The sequence below is a fragment of the Uruburuella suis genome (genome assembly GCF_004341385.1).
Lineage (GTDB): Bacteria > Pseudomonadota > Gammaproteobacteria > Burkholderiales > Neisseriaceae > Neisseria > Neisseria suis.
This window is the reverse complement of sequence record NZ_SLXE01000011.1, coordinates 55,800-76,989: the sequence shown is the minus strand read 5'-3', so window position 1 is coordinate 76,989 and position 21,190 is coordinate 55,800. Positions and strand designations below refer to the sequence as shown.

Annotated in this window: 11 protein-coding genes; 5 read left to right on the top strand and 6 right to left on the bottom strand. The window is 56.6% G+C overall.

The annotated features are described in order from the left end of the window. The first annotated feature begins 226 nt into the window (after positions 1 to 226). Together EV680_RS05585 and EV680_RS05580 are read left to right on the top strand one after the other, a co-directional pair. Entirely contained in the window at positions 227 to 1,057 is an 831-nt protein-coding gene (locus EV680_RS05585) for an alpha/beta fold hydrolase (protein WP_132953757.1), read from the top strand. 157 nt (positions 1,058 to 1,214) lie between these two features. After that, a complete protein-coding gene (locus EV680_RS05580; RefSeq protein WP_132953756.1) occupies positions 1,215 to 2,315 on the top strand; it encodes a lactonase family protein in 1,101 nt (366 codons plus the stop codon). A gap of 126 nt (positions 2,316 to 2,441) precedes the next feature. Here the strand turns inward: EV680_RS05580 and EV680_RS05575 are convergent, their stop codons facing one another. After that, entirely contained in the window at positions 2,442 to 4,013 is a 1,572-nt protein-coding gene (locus EV680_RS05575) for an SWIM zinc finger family protein (RefSeq protein WP_132953755.1), read from the bottom strand. Positions 4,014 to 4,245: 232 nt separating this feature from the next. Here EV680_RS05575 and fabG point away from each other — a divergent pair, with 232 nt between their 5' ends. After that, positions 4,246 to 5,013: a 3-oxoacyl-ACP reductase FabG gene (gene fabG / locus EV680_RS05570; RefSeq protein ID WP_243650341.1), complete on the top strand. Its 768-nt coding sequence runs from the start codon at positions 4,246 to 4,248 to the stop codon at positions 5,011 to 5,013. Positions 5,014 to 5,096: 83 nt separating this feature from the next. On the opposite strand, the gene EV680_RS05565 is transcribed toward fabG, so the two are convergent. Beyond that, positions 5,097 to 5,993 carry a mechanosensitive ion channel family protein gene (locus tag EV680_RS05565; RefSeq protein ID WP_132953754.1) on the bottom strand — a complete coding sequence of 299 codons (897 nt, stop codon included), beginning with the start codon at positions 5,991 to 5,993 and terminating at the stop codon, positions 5,097 to 5,099. 341 nt (positions 5,994 to 6,334) lie between these two features. Continuing rightward, positions 6,335 to 8,200, bottom strand: a complete 1,866-nt coding sequence (locus tag EV680_RS05560; RefSeq protein ID WP_132953753.1) for a ribonuclease catalytic domain-containing protein — start codon at positions 8,198 to 8,200, stop codon at positions 6,335 to 6,337. Between the two features lie 200 nt (positions 8,201 to 8,400). Between EV680_RS05560 and EV680_RS05555 the strand changes: the two genes are divergently transcribed. Both EV680_RS05555 and dnaE read left to right on the top strand, forming a co-directional pair. Then, positions 8,401 to 10,587 (top strand): TonB-dependent hemoglobin/transferrin/lactoferrin family receptor, encoded by a 2,187-nt coding sequence (locus EV680_RS05555; RefSeq protein ID WP_132953752.1) that lies wholly within the window; start codon positions 8,401 to 8,403, stop codon positions 10,585 to 10,587. Between the two features lie 150 nt (positions 10,588 to 10,737). Next, positions 10,738 to 14,166: a DNA polymerase III subunit alpha gene (gene dnaE, locus EV680_RS05550; protein WP_132953751.1), complete on the top strand. Its 3,429-nt coding sequence runs from the start codon at positions 10,738 to 10,740 to the stop codon at positions 14,164 to 14,166. A 56-nt stretch (positions 14,167 to 14,222) separates the two neighbouring features. Here the strand turns inward: dnaE and EV680_RS05545 are convergent, their stop codons facing one another. From EV680_RS05545 to EV680_RS05535, 3 genes are all read right to left on the bottom strand, one after another. Then, positions 14,223 to 15,641 carry an alanine/glycine:cation symporter family protein gene (locus EV680_RS05545; protein ID WP_132953750.1) on the bottom strand — a complete coding sequence of 473 codons (1,419 nt, stop codon included), beginning with the start codon at positions 15,639 to 15,641 and terminating at the stop codon, positions 14,223 to 14,225. A 327-nt stretch (positions 15,642 to 15,968) separates the two neighbouring features. After that, entirely contained in the window at positions 15,969 to 17,240 is a 1,272-nt protein-coding gene (gene waaA / locus EV680_RS05540) for a lipid IV(A) 3-deoxy-D-manno-octulosonic acid transferase (RefSeq protein WP_132953749.1), read from the bottom strand. Between the two features lie 72 nt (positions 17,241 to 17,312). After that, positions 17,313 to 21,188, bottom strand: coding sequence for a translocation/assembly module TamB domain-containing protein (locus EV680_RS05535; RefSeq protein WP_424580113.1), 3,876 nt, complete (start codon positions 21,186 to 21,188; stop codon positions 17,313 to 17,315). Between the last annotated feature and the right edge of the window lie 2 nt (positions 21,189 to 21,190).

Below are 21,190 nucleotides of genomic sequence, written 5' to 3'. Positions count from 1 at the left end.
TTTGAAATTGAAAAAACTGAGTCCTGTGGCATACAGAACCCAGTTTGCAACCGCCGCTTGAAGAATGATTGATTTAGTGGCTTAAAAATGTCCAATATTATGAGGGCAGTTCAATTTTTTCAGACGGCCTTGGTCTAACTTGAATGGTTAAACCAAGCACTTTCAGGCAATATGACAATTGAGCAAATTGCTCAATCCATCTAGATAATTATTGAGGAGTTATATCATGGCCTACATCACAACAAACGATGGCGTTGAAATTTTCTACAAGGATTGGGGGCCGCGTGATGCAGAAGTATTATTTTTCCATCATGGTTGGCCGCTCAGCTCGGATGACTGGGATGCACAATTATTATATTTTCTCGGAAAAGGATATCGTGTTGTCGCACATGACCGCCGTGGCCATGGCCGCTCGTCTCAAGTATGGGATGGTCATGATATGGATCATTATGCAGATGACGTTGCGGCTGTGGTCAAACATTTAGGCATCGACAAAGCGGTGCACATCGGCCATTCAACCGGTGGCGGCGAGGTTGCACATTATATTGCCAAACATGGTGAAGCTCATGTTTCCAAGGCAGTATTGGTGAGTGCTGTGCCACCGTTGATGGTCAAAACCGATAAAAATCCGAATGGATTGCCGAAAGAAATTTTTGACGACTTCCAAAATCAGCTCTTTAAAAACCGTGCTGAATTTTATCGTGCCATACCCGAAGGTCCTTTCTATGGATTTAACCGCCCGGATACAAAACCTTCAGAACCAGTAATACAGAACTGGTGGCGCCAAGGGATGATGGGCGGCGCCAAAGCCCATTACGACGGCATTGTGGCATTTTCTCAAACCGACTTTACTAAAGATTTGAAAAAAATTTCTGTCCCCGTGCTTGTTTTGCATGGTGATGACGATCAGGTTGTGCCATTTGAAATTTCAGGAAAATTGTCAGCCGAATTGGTACAAAATGGCACGTTGAAAGTTTATCCGGGATATTCTCATGGAATGTTAACAATAAATGCCGATGTGATTAATCCGGATCTATTGGCATTTATTCAAAGCTGAAACCTGAACAATAAAAAATCAAAATACCCAAAAGCTTTTCTTAACCGGACAGCTCTTTTCTGCTTGAATTTACAATCCAAATAGAAAAGAATGACTATTCGGCAACCTATGCAAATTTTTACCCTCTAATCAAAGATAACCACAAAGGAGGCAAATCATGAGAAAGCTTTTATCTGCGCTGCTGCTGGGCGCATCGGCGCTGGCCGCGGCACAAAGCACCGAGCAGAGCTATATTCTGGTGGGCAGCTACACCGATGAAGTGCACACCGACGGCATTTACACGCTTTCGTTCAACCCTCAAAACGGCGCGCTCAAACGCGTGGGCAACACGCAAAATGTGCGCAATCCTTCTTATTTGGCGTGGTCGAAAAACCGCGATTTCCTTTACGCTGTGAATGAAAACAGCAGCCAAAACGATGAAGTTTCCGCTTTTAGATTCGACAAACGCAACGGCAGCTTAAGCTTTATCAACCGCCAGCCGGTAAACGGCAGCGCCGCCTGCTATGTGGCCGTGGATCACAGCGGCCGCCATCTGGCCGTGGCCAACTACAGCAGCGGCAATGTTTCCCTTTATGATCTCGAAGCACAAGGCGGCATCAGCCCGCCGCGCCAATCGCTCACCCTGCCCAACCTCGGCCGCCAGCCGCATGCCCACACCACCGTGTTCGGGCCGCGCAACGATTTGATGCTGGTTACCGATTTGGGTAACGACCGCATCTACCAATACCGCTTTGATGCCGGCGCGATGCAGCCGCTGCAGGCAGATCCGCGCGTTTACCGTTTGGGCGAGGGCGAGGGGCCGCGCCATTTGGTGTTCAGCCAAGATGAGCGCTTTGTGTATGTGCTCAACGAATGGGCGGGCAATATCGCCGTGTTCCATTTTGAAAACAACACGTTGGTGCACAAACAAACGGTGGTATCCACCGATATTCTGCCGCCCGGCGAGCGCAATAAAGGCAGCGCCGCCATTAAAATCTCGCCCGATGGCCGCCACCTTTATGCCTCCAACCGCGGCAGCACCAACAATATCGCCATCTTCAAAATTGCCGCCGACGGCTTGCTGAGCAAAGTGGGCGAACAAGCCACCGATGCCCACCCGCGCGATTTTTTAATCGACAAAAGCGGCCGCTGGCTTTTAGTGGCCTCGCGCGACGGCAATTCGGTGAAAGTTTACCGCGTGAACACGCACACCGGCCTGCTCGCCGATGCCGGCCAATCGGTGTCGCTGCCCAAGCCGGTGATGCTGCTGGCTTATTGAGCAGGGCTGCCGACCGTTGCCCATCATAAAACAGGCCGTCTGAATAAAGTTTCAGACGGCCTGATTCATTTGCAAACCCTATTAACCCCATAATCAAGCGGGCGCACAAACGCCCGCTCGTTCAAGCTATTTCACCGCTTTCAAGCGCAGCATTTCCTGCAACATCGCCGGTCGCCTAGCATAAATTTGCCGCGCCGCTTCCATTTGCACGGCCATCGGCTCGCGCACCACGGCAAAGCGATCATACAGGCGGTTGAGCTTCTTCACCCACTCGGCATACTTCTTGCGCTCCGCGAGCATAGCGGCTTCTGCCACCATCAGCTCAAGCCAATGCAAGGCTGCGCTATTTTGCTGCGCTTCGTCCAAGCAGTCGATATATTGTTCCAGCAAATGCGCTTGATGGGTTTGCTGCAATAAGCCGCCTAATTTTTGCGTGCAGTTTTCCAAGGCATAAAGCTGCGCCAGCGCATCGCTCCGAACGTGGTTTTGCTGCAATTTTATTTCCTGCTGCGCAAATGCACCCGGCCAATCTTGGGCGGAAATCAGCGCGCGCCAGCGCTGATAATAGTTTTCATCAATGCTATAGCCGCCAAAGGCCAGCGCTGCGGCATATTCCTGCGCGGCCTGCTGTTGGCCGGTTTGCGTGGCCACTTCGAGCAGCAGCGCGCGCCATTCGTTCGCCATGCCTTGTTGATGCCCGGCCAACGCCTTTTCCAAACCCTGCACCAACAAGCGCTCGGCTTGCGCCCATTGCTGCCGCGCCATCAGCTTATCAACGGCAATGCGCCGCATTTTGGGAATGCTCAAATGATCTTGCAGCCATTTTTCCGCCTGCGCCGCATCAATAAATGCCAACACTTCATATTTGCGCAGAATCAGGCGCTCCCGCTCATAGCCGTCGCGCTTCAAGCGCGTGTATTGCGCGTCGAGCCAAGCCAGCACGGCATCGGCGCGACCCGATTCGCATAACGCAGCCTGCCACAGCGCGATGGTTTCATCAAACACAATCCAATGCTCATCAGAGTCGGCCAATATGCTCTGCCAAAATTTTTCGATTTTGGCGCGCAATTTGGGCTCGGCTTGCCGATAAATCGTGTTGCTCATTTCGATGCAGTGAAAAATCGCATCGCCCAAGATGCCGTCTGAATCATCGGAATATTGGATAATTTTGTTCAGCCGCTGATACACGGTTTGGTGAAAGCCAAACGCATCTTCATCAAACAACACATCGGCATCTTCCAGCAGCGTCCACACCGCATCGCCCAAATCGCCGCTCTGCCGATAATCGCAGCCGCGCGCATAGCGGCGGAATAAGGCGCGCGCCTCATCAAGCAATGCCTGCGCCTTTGCCGAGCCCATCTTCGCCGCTACCGCACGCGGCTTGGCCGGCTTTTTCAGCGCCGGCGCTTTGGGCAATTCGGGCGGCTCACCGGATGAAACGGCATACCACACCGCCGCAATATGTTTGCACAAAGCATCATAAGGGCAATCGCACAAAGCCTGGCGGATGGCACCATCGGCGCCAAAGCGCAGCTGCACCCGATAAACCTGCCGCTTGCTGCCGGCCACTTGCGCCCGCCAAGCGCCATCGCTTTGCTGCTGCACCGATAAAATTTTGCCGCTGCGGTAATAATCCGCCCCGCGTTCAGCAATGGTTTGCCCGAGCGCGGCGGCAATCGGGTCGGCAGCTTTGTTCATCGGCAGGCTCCGCTGGTTTGATAGATGATAGAGAGATAAGGGTAAGGGAATTTGGCGGCCGCTTCAATGCGCTTGCGCGGATTTTTCAAAATATTGAGTTAAAGGCCGTCTGAAAGTTTTCAGACGGCCTTTAAACAGCACCGACAAAACACTGAGGCCATCCCACATCTATTTGAAATAAAAAATAAATTTTGATAAACTCAATTTATCAACCCCAAAAAAGGAGCCCGCTATGAACCTGCCCTTATTCAGCCTGCAAGACCAAATCGCCATCGTTACCGGTGCCGCCAAAGGCATCGGCAAAGGCATTGCCGCCGTGCTGCGGCAGGCCGGTGCCACTGTGGTGGTGGCCGACATCGACGAAGCCGCCGGCCAAGCCACCGCCCAAGCGTTGGGTGCCGACTTTTACCCGCTCGACGTCACCCGCCAAGCCGACTGCCGCCGCCTGATTGCGCAAGTGGTGCAGCAATACGGGCGTGTGGACATTTTGTGCGCCAACACCGGCATTTTCCCGCAAGCCGATTTGGAACACATGACCGAAGCCGACTGGGACACCATGCAAAACGTCAACCTCAAAGGCATGTTTTTTATGGTGCAGGCGGCCTTGCTGCAAATGAAACCGCAAGGCTACGGCCGCATCATCATCACTTCATCCATCACCGGCCCCATCACCGGCTTTCCCGGCTGGGCGCATTACGGTGCCAGCAAAGCCGGCCAACTCGGCTTTATGCGCAGCGCCGCCCTCGAATACGCCCGCCACGGCATCACCATCAACGCCATCCAGCCCGGCAACATCCTCACCGAAGGCCTGCAAGCGCAAGGCGACACCTATCTTGAGCAAATGAAGGCCGCCATTCCCACCCACACCCTCGGCCGCCCCGAAGACATCGGCTACGCCGCCGCCTTTTTCGCCGCCCGCGAAAACGCCTACATCACCGGGCAGGCGCTGGTGGTGGACGGCGGCCAGATTTTGCCGGAATCGCCGGAAGCTTTGTTGTGAGCCACAGAATAATCAAATATGGAAAAGGCCGTCTGAATGGGCATAAAACCCTTTTCAGACGGCCTTTCATTTTTATTCACACATCATTGCACATCGCGCACCTGCACCGCCTTGTCAAACAGATTCACCCCGCCTTTCACGCCGAAATCCAGCGTGGTCACATTATAGGCAATATCAATATCCGCCTCGGCAAACGCCTGTTTCAGCTGCATAATCACCTCGCTTTTGGCCTGCATATAATGCGGATATTGCTGAAAATCAATCCAAAACCAAATTTGAAACAAATAAGCCGAATCGCCGATATCGGTGAAATAAAACGCTATATCCTCTTTATCCACCACACAATCCAAGCCCTTCACCGCCGCGAGCGCCACGCTTTGCACATGCGCCAGATCATCGCCGTAAGACACGCCGCTGGAAAGCGTAATCCGCCATTTGCCCAACGTTGAATAATTCAAAAACACCCCGTTATACACCAACTGGTTGGGCACATAAGCCATCTGCCCCTCAATGGTTTGCACCGCCGTGGTGACCAGCCCGATTTCCTGCACCGTGCCCACATATTGGCTGATGTTCACCCATTGCCCCACCTCAAAAGGCCGCTGCGATTTGAGCAAAAAGCCGGCAAACGCATTAGAAGCCACATCTTTCAGCGCAAAGCCCGCAATAATGCCGATAATGCCCGCGCCGGCCAGCATATGTGTGATAAAGCTGGCCAAATTCAAAATTTCCAGCGCCAGCACCACACCCGAAAAACACATCGCCCCATACACCACCGAGCCCACCAGCTTGCCCGTTTTATTATGCGGAAACAGCCGCGCATACACCCGCACCGCCGCCCGGCGCAGCAGCCGCGCCAGCACATAAAAAATCAGCAGCACAATCAGCGCCGACACCATATCCGGCAACGCACGCCACAGCTGCGCCTGCCAGGTGTCGAGTGCGTGGGTGACTAGGGATAGGGTTTCCGGTTTTTGCATGGAGGGTTTTCTGTTTGAAGTTTGATAGGAATATCGGGGATTATAGAAGATATTGGTGGGCGGGGCGTAATATCGGTTTTCAACTTGAATTTACAATTCAAGGGTAAATCTCAAGCGCTTCGGCATTCCTGATGGTATGGATCTGGAACGTTGGCAGCTGTGGAAGAGGTGAATCAAGCTAAAAAAAGAAAGCCCCCAACTCTGTACTGCACCAGCCTTTGGCTTCTCAGAGAAGGGGGGGTTATTAGTGTTAATCATAGAGTGATGCAGGAAACTTGTCAAGCTGAAAGCAGAACAAAGGCCGTCTGAAAAGGGTTTCAGACGGCCTTTGTTTCACCCTCTCACGCGGCATTCGGCGGTGCCACGGCTTTCAGATAATTGAGTGCGATAAACTGCTTGTCGGCATCCACTTCGGCCACGGCCACTTTCATTTGCGAGCGCGGCAGAGCGTCAAACGGAATGCCGCTGGCGCGCGCCACCATGGGCAGGCCGTCGATGCGCACCAAATCGTCTTTCAAAAGCGTGGCGGTTAATTCTTTAATGCCTTGCTGCTGCAAGTAAACCAAGCTCCAATAGGCTTCCATTTGGCGCTGGAAATCGGCATAGGCCGAATAGGCGGTGTCGAAATCGCGCAGCGCGGCGAATAAATCGGCATCGTTTTTCTGATAAAGCGGCGCGGCTTGCGGGTCAATCAGGCTGATGATCTGCTTTTGGTTGATGTAGTCGGCGGCGCGGCGCAGCGGCGAGGTAAACCAGCCGTAATGCTGCACGCCCATGCCGATATGCGGCTCGGATTGGGTGCTCATGCGCACTTTGCCCGCGGGCTGCACGCGGAAAAGGCCGGGCAGACCGGCTTGGTCGAGCATTTGGGCCCAAGTGCTGTTGGCCAGAATCATCATTTCGCTCACCAAGGTGTCGATGGGCGAACCGCGCTCGCGCCGGGCCACGGAAACCAGGCCGTCTGAAGCCAATTCGATGCTGTAATCATATTGTGCGGCGCGCTCAGGCTCGTATTTGCCGCGCGCTTTTTGGCGGGCGATGGCCAATTGGTAAAACCAAATCAAATCGCGGTGGTGGGCAAACAGGGCTGCGCCCTCGGCATCTAGGCCGCTTTGGGCATTGAAATGCGGCTCGATGGCCTGAATGCGCAGGTTTTCCACGATGTTTACCGCTTCGATTTTGCACCCCGGCGCGCTGACGTTGAAATCGGCATCCACATCGAAATAAATGCTCACAGCGGGGCGGTAGCCGCCGGCATCGAGGCTGAAGGCGGCGATCCAATTCTCGGGCAGCATGGTGATTTTGTCGCCGGGGAAATACACGGTGCTTTGGCGCTCAGCGATGGTTTTTTCCATGTCGCTGCCGGGCGCGATGGCCAGCGCGGGTGCGGCAATGTGTATGCCCACGCGTTTGCCGCCGCCGGCCAAATCGGTGAGGCTCAAGGCATCGTCCACTTCGGTGGTGGCGTCATCGTCAATTGAGAAGGCTTCCACTTCGGCGCGGGGCAAATCAGCCAAAGCGGGCACGGGCAAATCGGCAAAGGCAATGCCGCGCGGAAAATATTTCATTTCGAAGCCGTCGCGCAAATATTGCGGAATCGAAGCCACGCCGCCGCTTTGCTGCGCCAAAGCTAGGGGCGAGAGCTTCATGGCATCGGCCGCTTTGGTGAAGGCTTTATAAGTGAGCGTTTGTTTGTCGGGCGCGTGCAGAATGGTTTTCAAATCGGCGCCGATTTCGGCGGGCAGGCCGCCTTGCTGAAGCTCGGCCGCCCACGCTTCGATTTGCGCATCTTGCTGCTTTTTGCGCTCGATGGCGGCCAAAGCCTGCTTGAGCGTTTCTTCCGGCGCGGCTTTAAACACGCCTTTGGCTTTTTTATAGAAATACATCGGCGCGCCATAAAGCGCCATCAGCGTGGCGGCCAGCTCGATTTGGCTCGGCGCATGGCCGAAATAGTCTTCCGCAATGGCGGTGGCGGAAAATTCGGCTTCGCCGCACACTTCCCACAGCAAATCGGTGTCGATTTCGGCCGCTTCGGCTTGGGCTTTTTCCAGAAAATCAGCCATCGGCATCTCGAATTCGGCAAATACATTATTGGCTTTCACCTTGGTGCGCTTGCCGTGTTGGGTGTCGACCTGATAAGTGGCATCGTTTTTCTGCACCACGGCGGCCACTTTGAATTGGCCGGATTCTTCATAAAAAATATTCATTTGCGGGCTATTGGGCTTTCAGACGGCCTGTATCGGCGGCCGGATAATCGGAGCGCAATTTTAGCAGAATTCGGCCAAGCGGTGCGTGCGCACAAGGCCGTCTGAAAAAATTGCCGCCGCTCTCAAAAATATTACATTGAATAAAAATAATTATTATTTATAATATCGGCACTTTAAAACAATACACACACGGAAACCCGATGCAACTCACCCGACTCTCTTTCGTTCTTGCCACCTGCAGCAGCACCCTTTATGCCGCCGACACCGCCATCGAGCTGCCCACCGTCAATGTGCAGGCCACCGCGCCTGCGCGCACGGTAAGCGAAATCGGTGCCGCACAAATCGAGCGCGAGCAACCTGCCGATTTGAAAGCCTTGCTGAAAAACCAGCCCGGCGTGGCCGTGAGCGCCTTGCAGCGCACCCGCCAAGGCAATGATTCGGTGAATATCCGCGGCCTGAGCGGCAACCGCGTGGGCATGAGCATGGACGGCATTCCCCTGCCCGAAGCGCAGGAAAGCCGGATTTTCGCCTCAGCCGGGCTCGCTTTCGGGCGCGGTAATTTTATCGAACCCACCGCCTTGCGTGCCACCACCATCGCGCGCGGCGCCGAAGCCGAAGGGCTGGCCGGCTCGGTGCAGTTTAAAACACTGGAGCCGGCCGATGTGCTGCAAAACGAAAATTTCGGCGCCTATGTGCAAAGCGGCTATCAAAGTGCCGACAGCAGCCGCCATATCGGCGGCGGCGCAGCAGCAAGCACCGGCATTTGGCAGGGTATGCTAATGGGCACTTACCGCCTCGGCCACGAAACCGAAACCCGCGGCCATGTGGGCGGCGACGGCCAAAGCCGCACTGAAGCCGACCCGCAAGACTACAACAGCCGCTATTTCCTCACCAAACACCATTTCCAGATTGCACCCGAACACCGCCTGAGCCTCACCGGCGAGCATTTGCGCCGCCATCAATGGCTGGATCAGCGCTCGCAGCTGGGCACTTACACGGAAGACCGCACCCGCGACAGCCAAACCCGCAACCGCCTCTCGCTGGCACACCGCTACCAAAGCGAAGAGGGGCATTTGCAGCAAATCGACAGCCAAATCTACTGGCAAGACAGCCGCACCGACAATCTGCGCCAACGCAGCAACAGCCGCAGCGCGCGCACCGACACCGGTGCCGCCCGCGACCTTGTGTGGGGCGTGCGCAGCGAAGCGCTCAGCCACATCAATACCGGCCGTCTGAATCAAGATTGGCGCTACGGCCTGCAATTTGCCCGTCACGATTTACGCTACGATGCCGTGCAAACGCCTGCCGCCAACAGCCCCTTCAGCCCGATACACGACCCCTCCGCCGACACCGTGCGCACCACCGCCGCCCTTTATGCCGATGGCAACATTGATTTCGAAACCTGGCTGCTGCAACCGGGTCTGCGCGCCGACTATTATCAACTCAGCCCCGATGCAGCCGACTACCAACAAATCAGCAGCGACATTGCCCAGGTGCAAAAACAACACCGCTACGCACTGAGCCCGCGCATCGGCGCTGTGTGGAAACATTCCGCCGCCTTTCAGCCTTATGCCCAATATTCGCGCGGCTTTCATGCCCCGTCTTCCCAGCAAATCTCCAGCTCTTGGGGCATCAATAATGTTTACTCGATTATCGGCAATGCACGGCTCAAGCCCGAATATGCCGACAACTTCGAAATAGGCGTGCGCGGCAACACCGGCACCGTTGAATACCGGCTGGCCGCCTTCAACAACCTCTATAAAAACTTTATCGACTACAAAACCCAGCAAACCTACATTCCCGGCCGCCAATTGTGGCTGATTCAATACCACAACTTCGACCGCGCGCGCATTTACGGTGCCGAAATGCAGGCCGCATGGAAATTCGCCCCACGCTGGACGCTCAACGGCAATCTCGCCTTCGCCCGCGGCTACACCAAAAACAGCGCCGACACCGATGGCAGCGGCGACAACAACGGCGGCAAGCAGCCCATCAACAGCATTTTGCCGCTCAAGCTGCAACTGGGCGCCGCCTACGACACCGAACGCTGGGGCGGCAATGTGCTGCTCACCCGCGCCAACGGCAAATCATCCGATCAAATCAGCGGCAATATGTATAACCCCACCCGCCACTATACCTTGGTGGATGTGGGCGCTTATTGGCGTCCCACCAAAAAGCTCAGCCTCTCGGCCGGCGTAGCCAACCTCTTCAACCAAAAATATTGGGATTGGGGCGACATTTCCTACTTGGCCGCCCGCAGCACTTATGCAGGCAGCTTCGACCAATCGCTCGGCCGCGACGTTCCCTCTTCTTTCAACGCCACCAATGCCGACGCCTTCACCGCACCCGGCCGCCATTTCAATGTGGGGCTGCGCTATACTTTTTAAGGCCGTCTGAAAGCCGGGCCGCCGGCTCGAAAACACATGTGCGGTTGCGGTTTGTCTGTTGCTTAAAGGCCGTCTGAAAAAACTTCAGACGGCCTGCCCTGCAAACGAAACCTGTTACAATAGCGTTTTGCTTTTTCACACAGCCCCGCCATGACCGATCCTGTTTACATTCCCCTGCGCCTGCACACCGAATTTTCCATCACCGACGGCACCGTGCGCATCAAGCAAGCGGTGAAGCAGGCTGCCGCTTACGGCCTGCCGGCGCTGGGCGTGAGCGATTTGATGAACACTTTCGGCTTGGTGAAATTCTACAAAGCCTGCCGCAGCGCCGGCATCAAGCCGATTGCCTCGGCCGATGTGTGGATTGAAAACCCCGAAGCGCCCGAAAAGCCTTTTCGCGCGATGCTGATGGTGAGAAACGATGCGGGCTATCTGCGCTTAAGCGAATTGCTCACCGCCGCTTATGTGGGCAAAGACCGCAATATCGACCATGCCGAGCTGCGCCAAAGCTGGCTGGCCGAGGGCGACAACAGCGGCCTGATTTGCCTCTCGGGCGCGCATTATGGCGAAGTGGGCGCCAATCTGCTCAACGGCCACGAAGAAGCCGCCCAAGCCGCCGCGCAAAAATACGCGGCTTGGTTTCCCGATGCGTTTTACTTGGAATTGCAGCGGCTGCCCGAGCGGCCGCAATGGGAAACTTCGGTGGCCGGCAGCCTGCAAATTGCCGCCGCGCTCGATTTGCCGGTGGTGGCCACGCATCCGACGCAGTTTTCCAACCCCGATGATTTCGAAGCGCATGAGGCGCGGGTGTGCATTGCCGGCGGCTGGGTGTTGGCGGATAAAAAGCGCCCGCACGAATTTGCGCCGAGCCAGTTTTTCGTGTCGCCCGAGGTGATGGCCGAGCGCTTTGCCGATTTGCCCGAAGCGCTGCAAAATTCGGTGGAAATCGCCAAGCGCTGCAATATCCACATCACGCTGGGCAAAAACTTTCTGCCGCAATTTCCCACGCCCGACGGCATGTCGCTCGATGATTATCTGAGCCTGCTTTCCAATCAAGGCCTGCAAGAGCGCATGGTGCAACTTTACCCCGATGAAGCCGAGCGCGCGGCGCAGATGCCCGAATATCAGGCGCGGCTGGATTTCGAGCTGAAAATCATCATTCAAATGGGCTTTCCGGGCTATTTCCTCATCGTGCAAGATTTCATCAACTGGGCGAAAAACAACGGCTGCCCGGTGGGGCCGGGGCGCGGCTCGGGCGCAGGCTCGCTTGTGGCTTATGCGCTCAACATTACCGATCTCGACCCGCTCGAATATGCGCTGCTGTTTGAACGCTTTTTGAATCCCGAGCGCGTGTCCATGCCCGACTTCGATATCGATTTCTGCCAGAGCAACCGCGGCCGCGTAATTGAATATGTGCGCGAGAAATACGGCGCCGATGCGGTGAGCCAGATTGTGACTTTCGGCACCTTGTCGTCCAAAGCCGTGATTCGCGATGTGGGGCGCGTGCTCGAGCTGCCGTTTGGTTTGTGCGACAAATTATCCAAGCTGATTCCGCTCGAGGCCAACCGCCCGGTGAGCCTTGAAAAAGCAATGGAAATGGAGCCCGAAATCCAAACGCTGATTAACAACGAAGATGCCGGCCAATTAATCGATTTGGCCAAAAAGCTCGAAGACCTCACCCGCGGCTTGGGCATGCACGCGGGCGGCGTGCTGATTGCGCCGGGCAAGATTTCCGATTTCAGCCCCGTGTATCAGGCCGATGAATCGGCCTCGCCGGTGTCGATGTATGACAAAGGCGATGTGGAAGACGTGGGCTTGGTGAAATTCGACTTTTTGGGCTTGCGCAACCTCACCATTATCGAAATGGCGCAAAACTTTATCGCCCAAACCACCGGCGAAAAAGTGGACGTGAGCCAGATTCCGCTTGATGATGCGGCCGCCTACAAAATTTTTTCCACCGCCAACACCACTGCGGTGTTTCAGTTTGAATCCACCGGCATGAAAAAAATGCTGCAAAAGGCCAAGCCCACGCAGTTTGAAGAGATTATTGCCTTTGTGTCGCTCTACCGCCCGGGGCCGATGGATTTGATACCCGATTTTATCGACCGCATGCACGGCGCGCGCTTTGAATACCTGCACCCGCTTTTGAGCGATGTGCTCGCGCCCACTTACGGCATTATGGTGTATCAGGAGCAGGTGATGCAGGCGGCGCAGGTGATCGGCGGCTACACATTGGGCGGCGCGGATTTGCTGCGCCGCGCCATGGGCAAGAAAAAAGTGGAAGAAATGGTGAAGCAGCGCGCCACTTTTGTGGCCGGTGCGGCTGAAAAAGGCATTGCCCAGCAAAAAGCCGACGAAATTTTCGACTATATGGAAAAATTCGCCGGCTACGGCTTCAACAAATCACACGCCGCCGCCTATTCGCTGGTGGCCTACCAAACCGCCTGGCTCAAAGCGCATTATCCGGCCGAATTTATGGCCGCCACCATGTCGAGCGAATTGGACAACACCGACCAACTCAAGCTTTTTTACGACGACGCGCGCGCCAACGGCCTCGAATTTCTGCCGCCCGACATCAACCAATCCGATTACCGCTTCACCCCCAACAACCAACGCCAAATCCGCTATGCCCTCGGCGCGGTGAAAGGCACGGGCGAAGCGGCGGTGGAAGCGATTGTGGCCGCACGGCAAAGCGGGCCGTTTCAAGATTTGCTCGACTTTTGCGAACGCGTAGGCAAAGCGCACATCAACAAACGCACCGTGGAATCGCTGATACGCGGCGGCGCGTTTGACAGCATCCACCCCAATCGCGCCATGCTTCTGGCCAACATCGATTTGGCCATGAGCAACGCCGAACAAAAAGCGGCCAATGCCAACCAAGGCGGCTTGTTTGACATGATGGAAGACGCCATCGAGCCGGTGCAGCTTGCCGATGCGCCCGAATGGAGCGAATCGGAAAAGCTCGCCGAAGAAAAACAAGTGCTCGGCTTTTACTTTTCCGGCCACCCTTTTGGCCCGTTTGCCGCCGAAGTGCGCCAATTTGCCCCGCTGCGCCTCAACAAGCTCAAGCCGCAGGAGCATGTGCGCGTGGCCGGCTTCGTTACCGCCGTGCGCACCATGATGGGACGGCGCGGCAAAATCGCCTTTGCCACCGTGGAAGACCAAAACGGCCAAGCCGAAGTGATGGTGAGCGGGCAAGTGCTCGAAGAAGCGGCAGGCCGTCTGAAAGCCGACCGCGTGCTGATTATGGAATGCAAAATCAGCCGCGACGATTACAGCGGCGGCGATGCGCTGCGCATCATGGCCAACAGCGTGCTCGATCTCTCCACCGCGCGCGAACGCTTCGCCCGCAGCGTGCGCCTCAGCTTGGCACCGCATCACGACATCCGCGCATTGGCCGAGCTGATTGAAAGCAGCCGCCAAGAAGGCAGCCGCATCCCGCTGCAATTGAGCTATCGCAACGCAGCGGCCGGCGGCGATTTGCGCCCCGGCGCCCGCTGGAGCATCAGCCCCAGCGCCGATTTGTTTCACCGCCTCGAAGCCCTTTTGGGCGCGCGCTCGATTCAAGTGGGCTGGTAAAGCAAAAGGCCGTCTGAAAATCTTTTCAGACGGCCTTTTTCAATCATCGCAGCAAATTACCAAATATCCGACTTGATGCGCCGCTTCAAGCCCGGGTGCTCAGAGAGCTTGAACTGCGGCTCTTTGCCCAGCTTCAGCTTGGCCTGATAATCTTTGAGCAGCATAAACACCAAGGGCGATAAAGCCAAGATGGCCACCAGATTAATCAAAGCCATCATGCCCATCGACAAATCGGCCATATCCCACACCAGCGGCACGCTGTTTACCGCGCCGAAATACACCATGCCCAGCACGCACATGCGGAACACCGCCAGAATCGTCCAATGGCTTTTGATAAACTGCACATTCGATTCGGCATAAGCATAGTTGCCAATCACTGATGAGAAAGCAAACAAAAACAACAATACCGCCAAAAAATCTGCGCCCCATGCGCCCACGTGGCTCACAATCGCCGCTTGGGTGAGCTGCACGCCGGTGAGCTCGGTGGTGGTGTGCACATCGGAGAGCAGCAGGATAAAGGCCGTGCACGAACACACAATGATGGTGTCGACAAACACGCCCAGCATCTGAATCATGCCTTGGCTCACCGGATGCTTCACATCAGCCGCGGCCGCCGCATTCGGCGCCGAGCCCATACCGGCTTCATTCGAAAACAGGCCGCGCTTGATGCCCAGCATCATCGCCTGCGCCATCGCCGCGCCGATAAAGCCGCCGGCCGCCGCTTGGAAATCAAATGCTTTATCAAAAATCAGCGCAATCACCGAGGGCACCGCCGATAAATTGGTGGCAATCACATAAAGCGCCATCAAAAGATAGAGCAGCGCCATCAGCGGCACAATCGCTTCAGCCACTTTCGACACCCGGCGGATGCCGCCGAAAATAATCGGCGCAGTTAAAATCACCAAGGCCACGCCGACCAGGTGTTTGTTCCAGCCCCATGCCGACTCGGTGGCCGCCACAATCGAATTGGCCTGCACCGCGTTAAACACAAAGCCGAAAGTCAGAATCAGGCTGATTGCAAACACCACGCCCAGCCAATGCTGCTTGAGGCCTTGGGTGATGTAATAGGCGGGGCCGCCGCGGAAATGGCCGTTTTTGTGGTCGCGCACTTTGAAAAGCTGCGCCAGCGATGATTCGGCAAAAGCCGAGCTCATGCCGATCAGCGCCGTTACCCACATCCAAAACACCGCGCCCGGGCCGCCGAGCGACACGGCAATCGCCACGCCGGCGATATTGCCCACGCCCACGCGGCTGGCCAGCCCCGTGGCAAACGCCTGAAACGGCGTGATGCCGTGCGGGTCGTCACCGGCTTTGCGGCCGCCGAGCATTTCTTTGATGCTGCGTCCAAACAGGCGCACCTGCACCGCGCCGGTGGCAAGAGTGAAGAAAAGGCCGGTGCCCAAAAGCAGATAAACCAAGCCGTTCCACAAGGGGCCGTTGAGGTCGTTAATCCATTGGTGAAATTGTTCGATCATCGTGTGTCTCCAAATTGCGGCGGCCGCATGCCATGCTGCGGGCCAACCGGATGCCTGCATTTTAATAGATTCAACACAAAGATTGTAATTTATTTACAAAAATAAAACGCTGCATTATCAATAACAAAATCAATTTATTATTAACATATTGTTGACAATCAACCGTAAAAAGGCCGTCTGAAACGTTTCAGACGGCCTTTTTACGGTTGATTGCAGAATGAAAGTGATACAAGGCAGCAAGGCGCAGACAATACACCGCAGCAACGCCGTAGCCCTTTTTTATGCATTTCACTATCGCATTTCAAATCAAGCAGCATGTTGTGCGCATCAGCGCCTATCCGCTGCCACCGCTTCAACGATTTTATCCGCCATGCGCGCGCTGGCGCCTTGATGTTGGCTGATAAATGCCTGTGCTTTTTGCGCATATTGCGCGCAATCGGCCGGATGGGCGAGCCATTCTGCGGCTGCATGCTGCCACTCTTCGGCGCTGAACACCTGCCGCGCCGCACCGGCTTCAAGCGCGCCGCGGCAGGCGGCGGCGAAATTATAGATAGAAGGGCCAAACAGCGTGGGCACACCGCAGGCAATCGGCTCGATGATGTTTTGGCAGCCGGTGTCCACCAAGCTGCCGCCGACAAAGGCAATATCGGCGGCCAGATAATAGCCGAACAATTCGCCCATGCTGTCGCCTATCCACACTTGCGTGTCGGCGGCCACGGGCTGGTTGTCGCTGCGTTTTTGCACTTTGAAGCCGTGTTGTTGCGCCAAAGAGAAGGCCGTCTGAAAGCGCTCGGGGTGGCGCGGCACAATCACCAGCAAAGCATCGCCGCGATAGGCCTGCCAGGCTTCCAGCAACAGCGCGGCTTCATCCACGCCTTTGTGTTCGCGGGTGCTGGCGCACACCACCACCGCCCTGTTGCCGATGCGCTGCTTGAAGGCCGCCGCACACGCGTGCATGGTTTCAGACGGCGTGATGTCGTATTTGCTGTTGCCGCACACATGCACGTTGGAAGCACCGATAAAGTGCAGCCGCTCGGCATCGGCGGCGGTTTGGGCATAGCAGCCGCGCAGGCCGGCCAGCGCCGGTGCCACCAGCGGGCGGATTTTCAGATAGCCTTGCTGCGATTTTTCCGACAGCCGCGCGTTGGCCAAAAAAAGCGGCACGCCGGCCTCGCGGCAGCCGTGCATCAAATTGGGCCAGATTTCGGTTTCCATCAAAATGCCCAGGCGCGGGCGGTGTTCATCGAGAAACTGGCGGATATAGGCGGGCTTGTCGTAAGGCAGATAGCGGCATTGCGCATCGGGAAAAAGCTGCTCGGCCGCGGCGCGGCCGGTGGGGGTCATTTGGGTGAGCAGCAGCGGCGCATCGGAAAAATATTGTTTCAACGCGGCCGCCAGCGGCACGGCGGCGCGGGTTTCCCCCACCGACACGGCATGTATCCAAACAGGCTGCTGCACAGGCTCTGCCATCGGCGCGCCGAAACGCTCGCCCCAATGCTCAAGATAAGCGCTTGATTTTTGCCCTCTGCGGCGCAAATAGCGGCGGATCAGCGGCGGCGCAACATGCCATAATTGAGTGTAAAGCCAGCGTATGTTCATCAATATAATCTGCCAATCAAACAAAATAACTGCACAGGCCGTCTGAAAGGTTTCAGACGGCCTTTTTGATTATTAATCAAAACGAATGGAATATTTCACCTCGCCGCCCCACGATTCGGAGCCGACGCGGGCAATGGCCTGCACGGCGCGGGTGAGCTGATACATCAATTTCACCGACTGGCTGGCGCTCTCGATGCCGTATTCATAGCCCAAATACAATTCATTGGTGAGCTGTTTGCCCACGGTGAGCACCTGCTCGGCCGGATTAAGCTCGCCCGTTTGGGCATTGCGCGTGCGCTGGCTGGTGAAGCCGAAATCATCCACCAGGCCGATTTTATCGTTGATGTTGCCGGCCAGCCACGCCCCTGCTGCCGCACCCAGCGCGGCTTCATCGCTGTCGCTGCCGCTGCTGGCGCGGTTGAGAATCAGCCACGAAAGCTTGTCTTTCTCGCTCATCGGCTCGTTGGCCACCAAAGTCACGCGCGGATTATTGAGGCTGCCGAGCACTTCCACACCCGCCCCCACCGGCGAGAGCCGCCGCTCGGCGCGGATATTCAGATTGGGATCGGAGAGCGGCCCCACAAACGAAATATTGCCTTTGCTGATTTCCAGATTTTGGCCGTAGGCCTTGTATTGGCCTTTCACCACCGTAACCGTACCCACGCCTTGCACTTCCTGGCCGGGCTTGGCCACCAAATTGAGCCGGCCGCCCAACGTCACATCCAGCCCCGAGCCGCTGAAGCGCACATTATTGTTGAGATCCAGCATTAAATTCATATTCACAGGCGTGGTGGCCACCGGCGCTTTGGGCGCTTCGCCCAATACCACCACATCATCGCCCAGCGTGGGCATGCCGCCTTTTTGAAAGCCGAAATGGCCGGAATCGGCTTTGATGGTGCCGCCCAATGTCACACCGTTGGCTTCGGTGTAGAGCAGCTGCGCTTCGCCGCTGAGCACCAAGCGGCGGTTGGGCTGGTCGAGCGCCTGATATTTATCGAGCACCATGCGCACATTCACATCGGGCTCGATGTTGCGCAAGCCCACCGCGCCGCTGAGCTGCACCGTGCCGCCGCGTTGGAAGCGCAGGCTCTCGATCAGCCAACGCTGCCCTTGCAGGCGCGAGCGCAAGCTGCCGTTGTCGAGCACAAGGCCGATTTCGCGGTTGCGGTAAAACAGATTGTCGCCGTTGAGCGTGCCGTCAAACGAAGGTTCGCCCACGCGCCCGCCAATCGCCGCTTCGCCCAGCAGGCTGCCGCGCAGGCTTTGTCCGATGGGCAGGAAATTGCGAAAAGCATCCAGATTGGGCGCGCTGATGCGCAATCGGCCGCTGATGGGCGCGAGCATAATGTCGTTGCCGAATTGCTGGCTGATCACGAGGTTGCCGCCCACCGTGCCATAACCGGTCACGCCCTCGAGCGTGCTATCGATGCGGCCGTTTTGAAAGCGGGTGTTGAGCGAGAGCGCGCCCAAGCCCAGCATCTGCTTGCGGTAGGGCAGCTCAATGTCACCGCTTTGGCGGCGGATATTGAAATAGCCGCGTGCGTTTTGGCTGTAGGATAAATCCCAATCGCCGCTGAGCACCAAATTATGCTGCACCGGCAGCGTGTAGAAATTGTGCAGCTCCGACACCGCCAGATTTTGCGCCGAGCCTTTGGTGGTGATGCCGTTTTTCGCATCCCAAATAAATTGCTCCAAATTCAGGCTGCCGCCCATGGCCGACCAGCGCGCAGCACTCATCACCACGCGCTCGGCACCGGCTTCGAGATTCATGCGGTTTTGCAGCTTGAGGTTGAATGCGCCGCTGATGTCGAGCACGCTGAGCACACCCTTCCATTGGTTTTGCTCGTTGAGGCCGCCGTTGGCATCGATTTCCAGCTTGTAAGGCTTGCCGCCCAGCGCCATGCTGCCGCCGCCGTTAATCCGATGGCTGCGCCCGGTGCCTTTGGCAAACAGATTCACCGCATCCACCACCGTCGGCTCGCTGCTGCCGGGTATTACGATGCGGTTGCCCTTCAGCTCGATATCGAGCGGCCGGCTGTAATCGGGCGAGCCTTGCAGCTTGAAATCGAGCTGGTTGATGGCCACGGCTTTTTGTATGCGCACATTGCGCGCCTGCCCGCTCAAATTGGCTTCGATTTTGCTCGGCTCGCCGGCCACATAGCCTTTGGCCACAATCAGGCCGCTCAAGCCGAAGCCGAAGCGCTCGAGGTCGGGTGCGTTGATGTCGAGATTGAGGCGGTCGCCCGCCTTGCCGAAGCTGCCGTTGGTTTTGATGCTGTTGCGGCCGAGCAAGATATCGGCCACGGCTCGGGAAAGATGTGCCTGCTCATACACTACATCGGCGCTGCCGCGCAGCGGCACGCCTGAGAGCACGCTGGGGCCGAACTGCATTTTGCCGCTGAAAATATTGTTGGCCAGCTCGCCCGCCACATTGATGTCGCCGTTGACACGGCCGTCGGGAAAGGCGGGATTAAGCTTGCCCGGGTTGAAATCTTTACTGTTGATGGCCAGCTGCAGCGCCTGGTTTTTAAACAACTCCAAGCGGCCTTCGGCATTCATTTCGCCGCCGCCGTTGGGCAGAATTTGCGCTTTTTTCAGCAACACGGTTTGCTGGCCGAGCGCGGTGTCGTTTTGCAGCTGCACCAGGCCGCTGCTTTTCGCTGTGCCGGTGTCGAATTGCCACGCGGTTTCGGGGGCATCAAAGCCGCCTTTCACGGTGATTTCGCCGTTGAGGCTGCCGCTGAGGTTTTGTTTGAGCGCATCGGCGGCCACAATATCTTGCAGCAGCAGCGCCAAATCGAGCGCCTGCTTATCGGTGTTGATGCTGCCGGAGAGCTTGAGCTGCCCTTTTTTCAGCAATTGCGCGGTGAGGTCTGAAATGGTTATCAAGCCATCGTCGTTTACCGTGAATTCGCCCAGCAAGGTGCGCACCGGCATGCCGCCTGCATCGGCGGGCGCCGCGGCGCTGTTGAGCAAATCGATCGAGCCTTCCAGCGCCAAGCCTTCTGCGAATGCCGGCACCACGGTGGCGTCAAAATCCAGCTTGGCTTCGGGCAGGCCGGCGATAAAGGCTTGCGGGTTGATGCCGTCGCCCTTGATTTGGATATGGTCGATTTTTTCATTCAGTTTTTCAGCAAACGGGTGCAGCATGGTTTCTGCATTGAGGCTGATGCCTTTGCCGGAAAGATGGGTGCGCGCGCCCACATCTTGCAAGCTGCCGCTCAAACGCACATGGTTTTCCACGCTGATGTCGTCGAGCACACCGGTGCTGTCGAAAGCACCGTTGAGCGCAAACGGCGTTTGCAGGCCGAGCGTGATGCGGCCGGCCGACACGCTCCAAGGCGTTTGCAGGTCTTGCACATTCAATAAGTGCTGTTGATGGTTATATTGATAAGCCAGCTGAATGCGGCGCAGCAGCAGGGTTTGCTCTTTGCCGCTGGTGATGCGCCCCACCTCCACGCTGTCGACAGCCACAGCCAAAGGCAGGCTCACGCTCTTGGGCAGCCCGCTTGAAGGCGTGGGCTCTTGCGGCGGCACGGGCTTGCTGGTGATGTGGACGTCGCCGGCGGCAATGCGCTGGATATGCAGCTTTTTCTGCCACAATTCTTGCGGTTGCCAGCGCAGCACAAAGCTGCTGATGTCCACATCGGCACCTTCGGTTTCGATGCGCCATTCATCGCCGTGAAAGCCTTTGAGTAAGGTGCCTTGCAGCGTTTTCGAGGTGATGTTTACGCCAAACCAAGCGGGCAGGCGATAGAGGCCGAAGCGCAAGCCCGATTCGGTGGATGCGAGCCAAGCCACGAAACCGCACAGCAGCAGCACTGCCAGCACCAGCGCCCATACGATGCCTTTGAGCCAGCGGCGTTTGGCGGGCTTTTTTTCAGGCGGCTTGCCGGCATGCTCTACAGCGTTTTCAGACGGCATCGGGGCAATATCGGTTGTTTGCATCA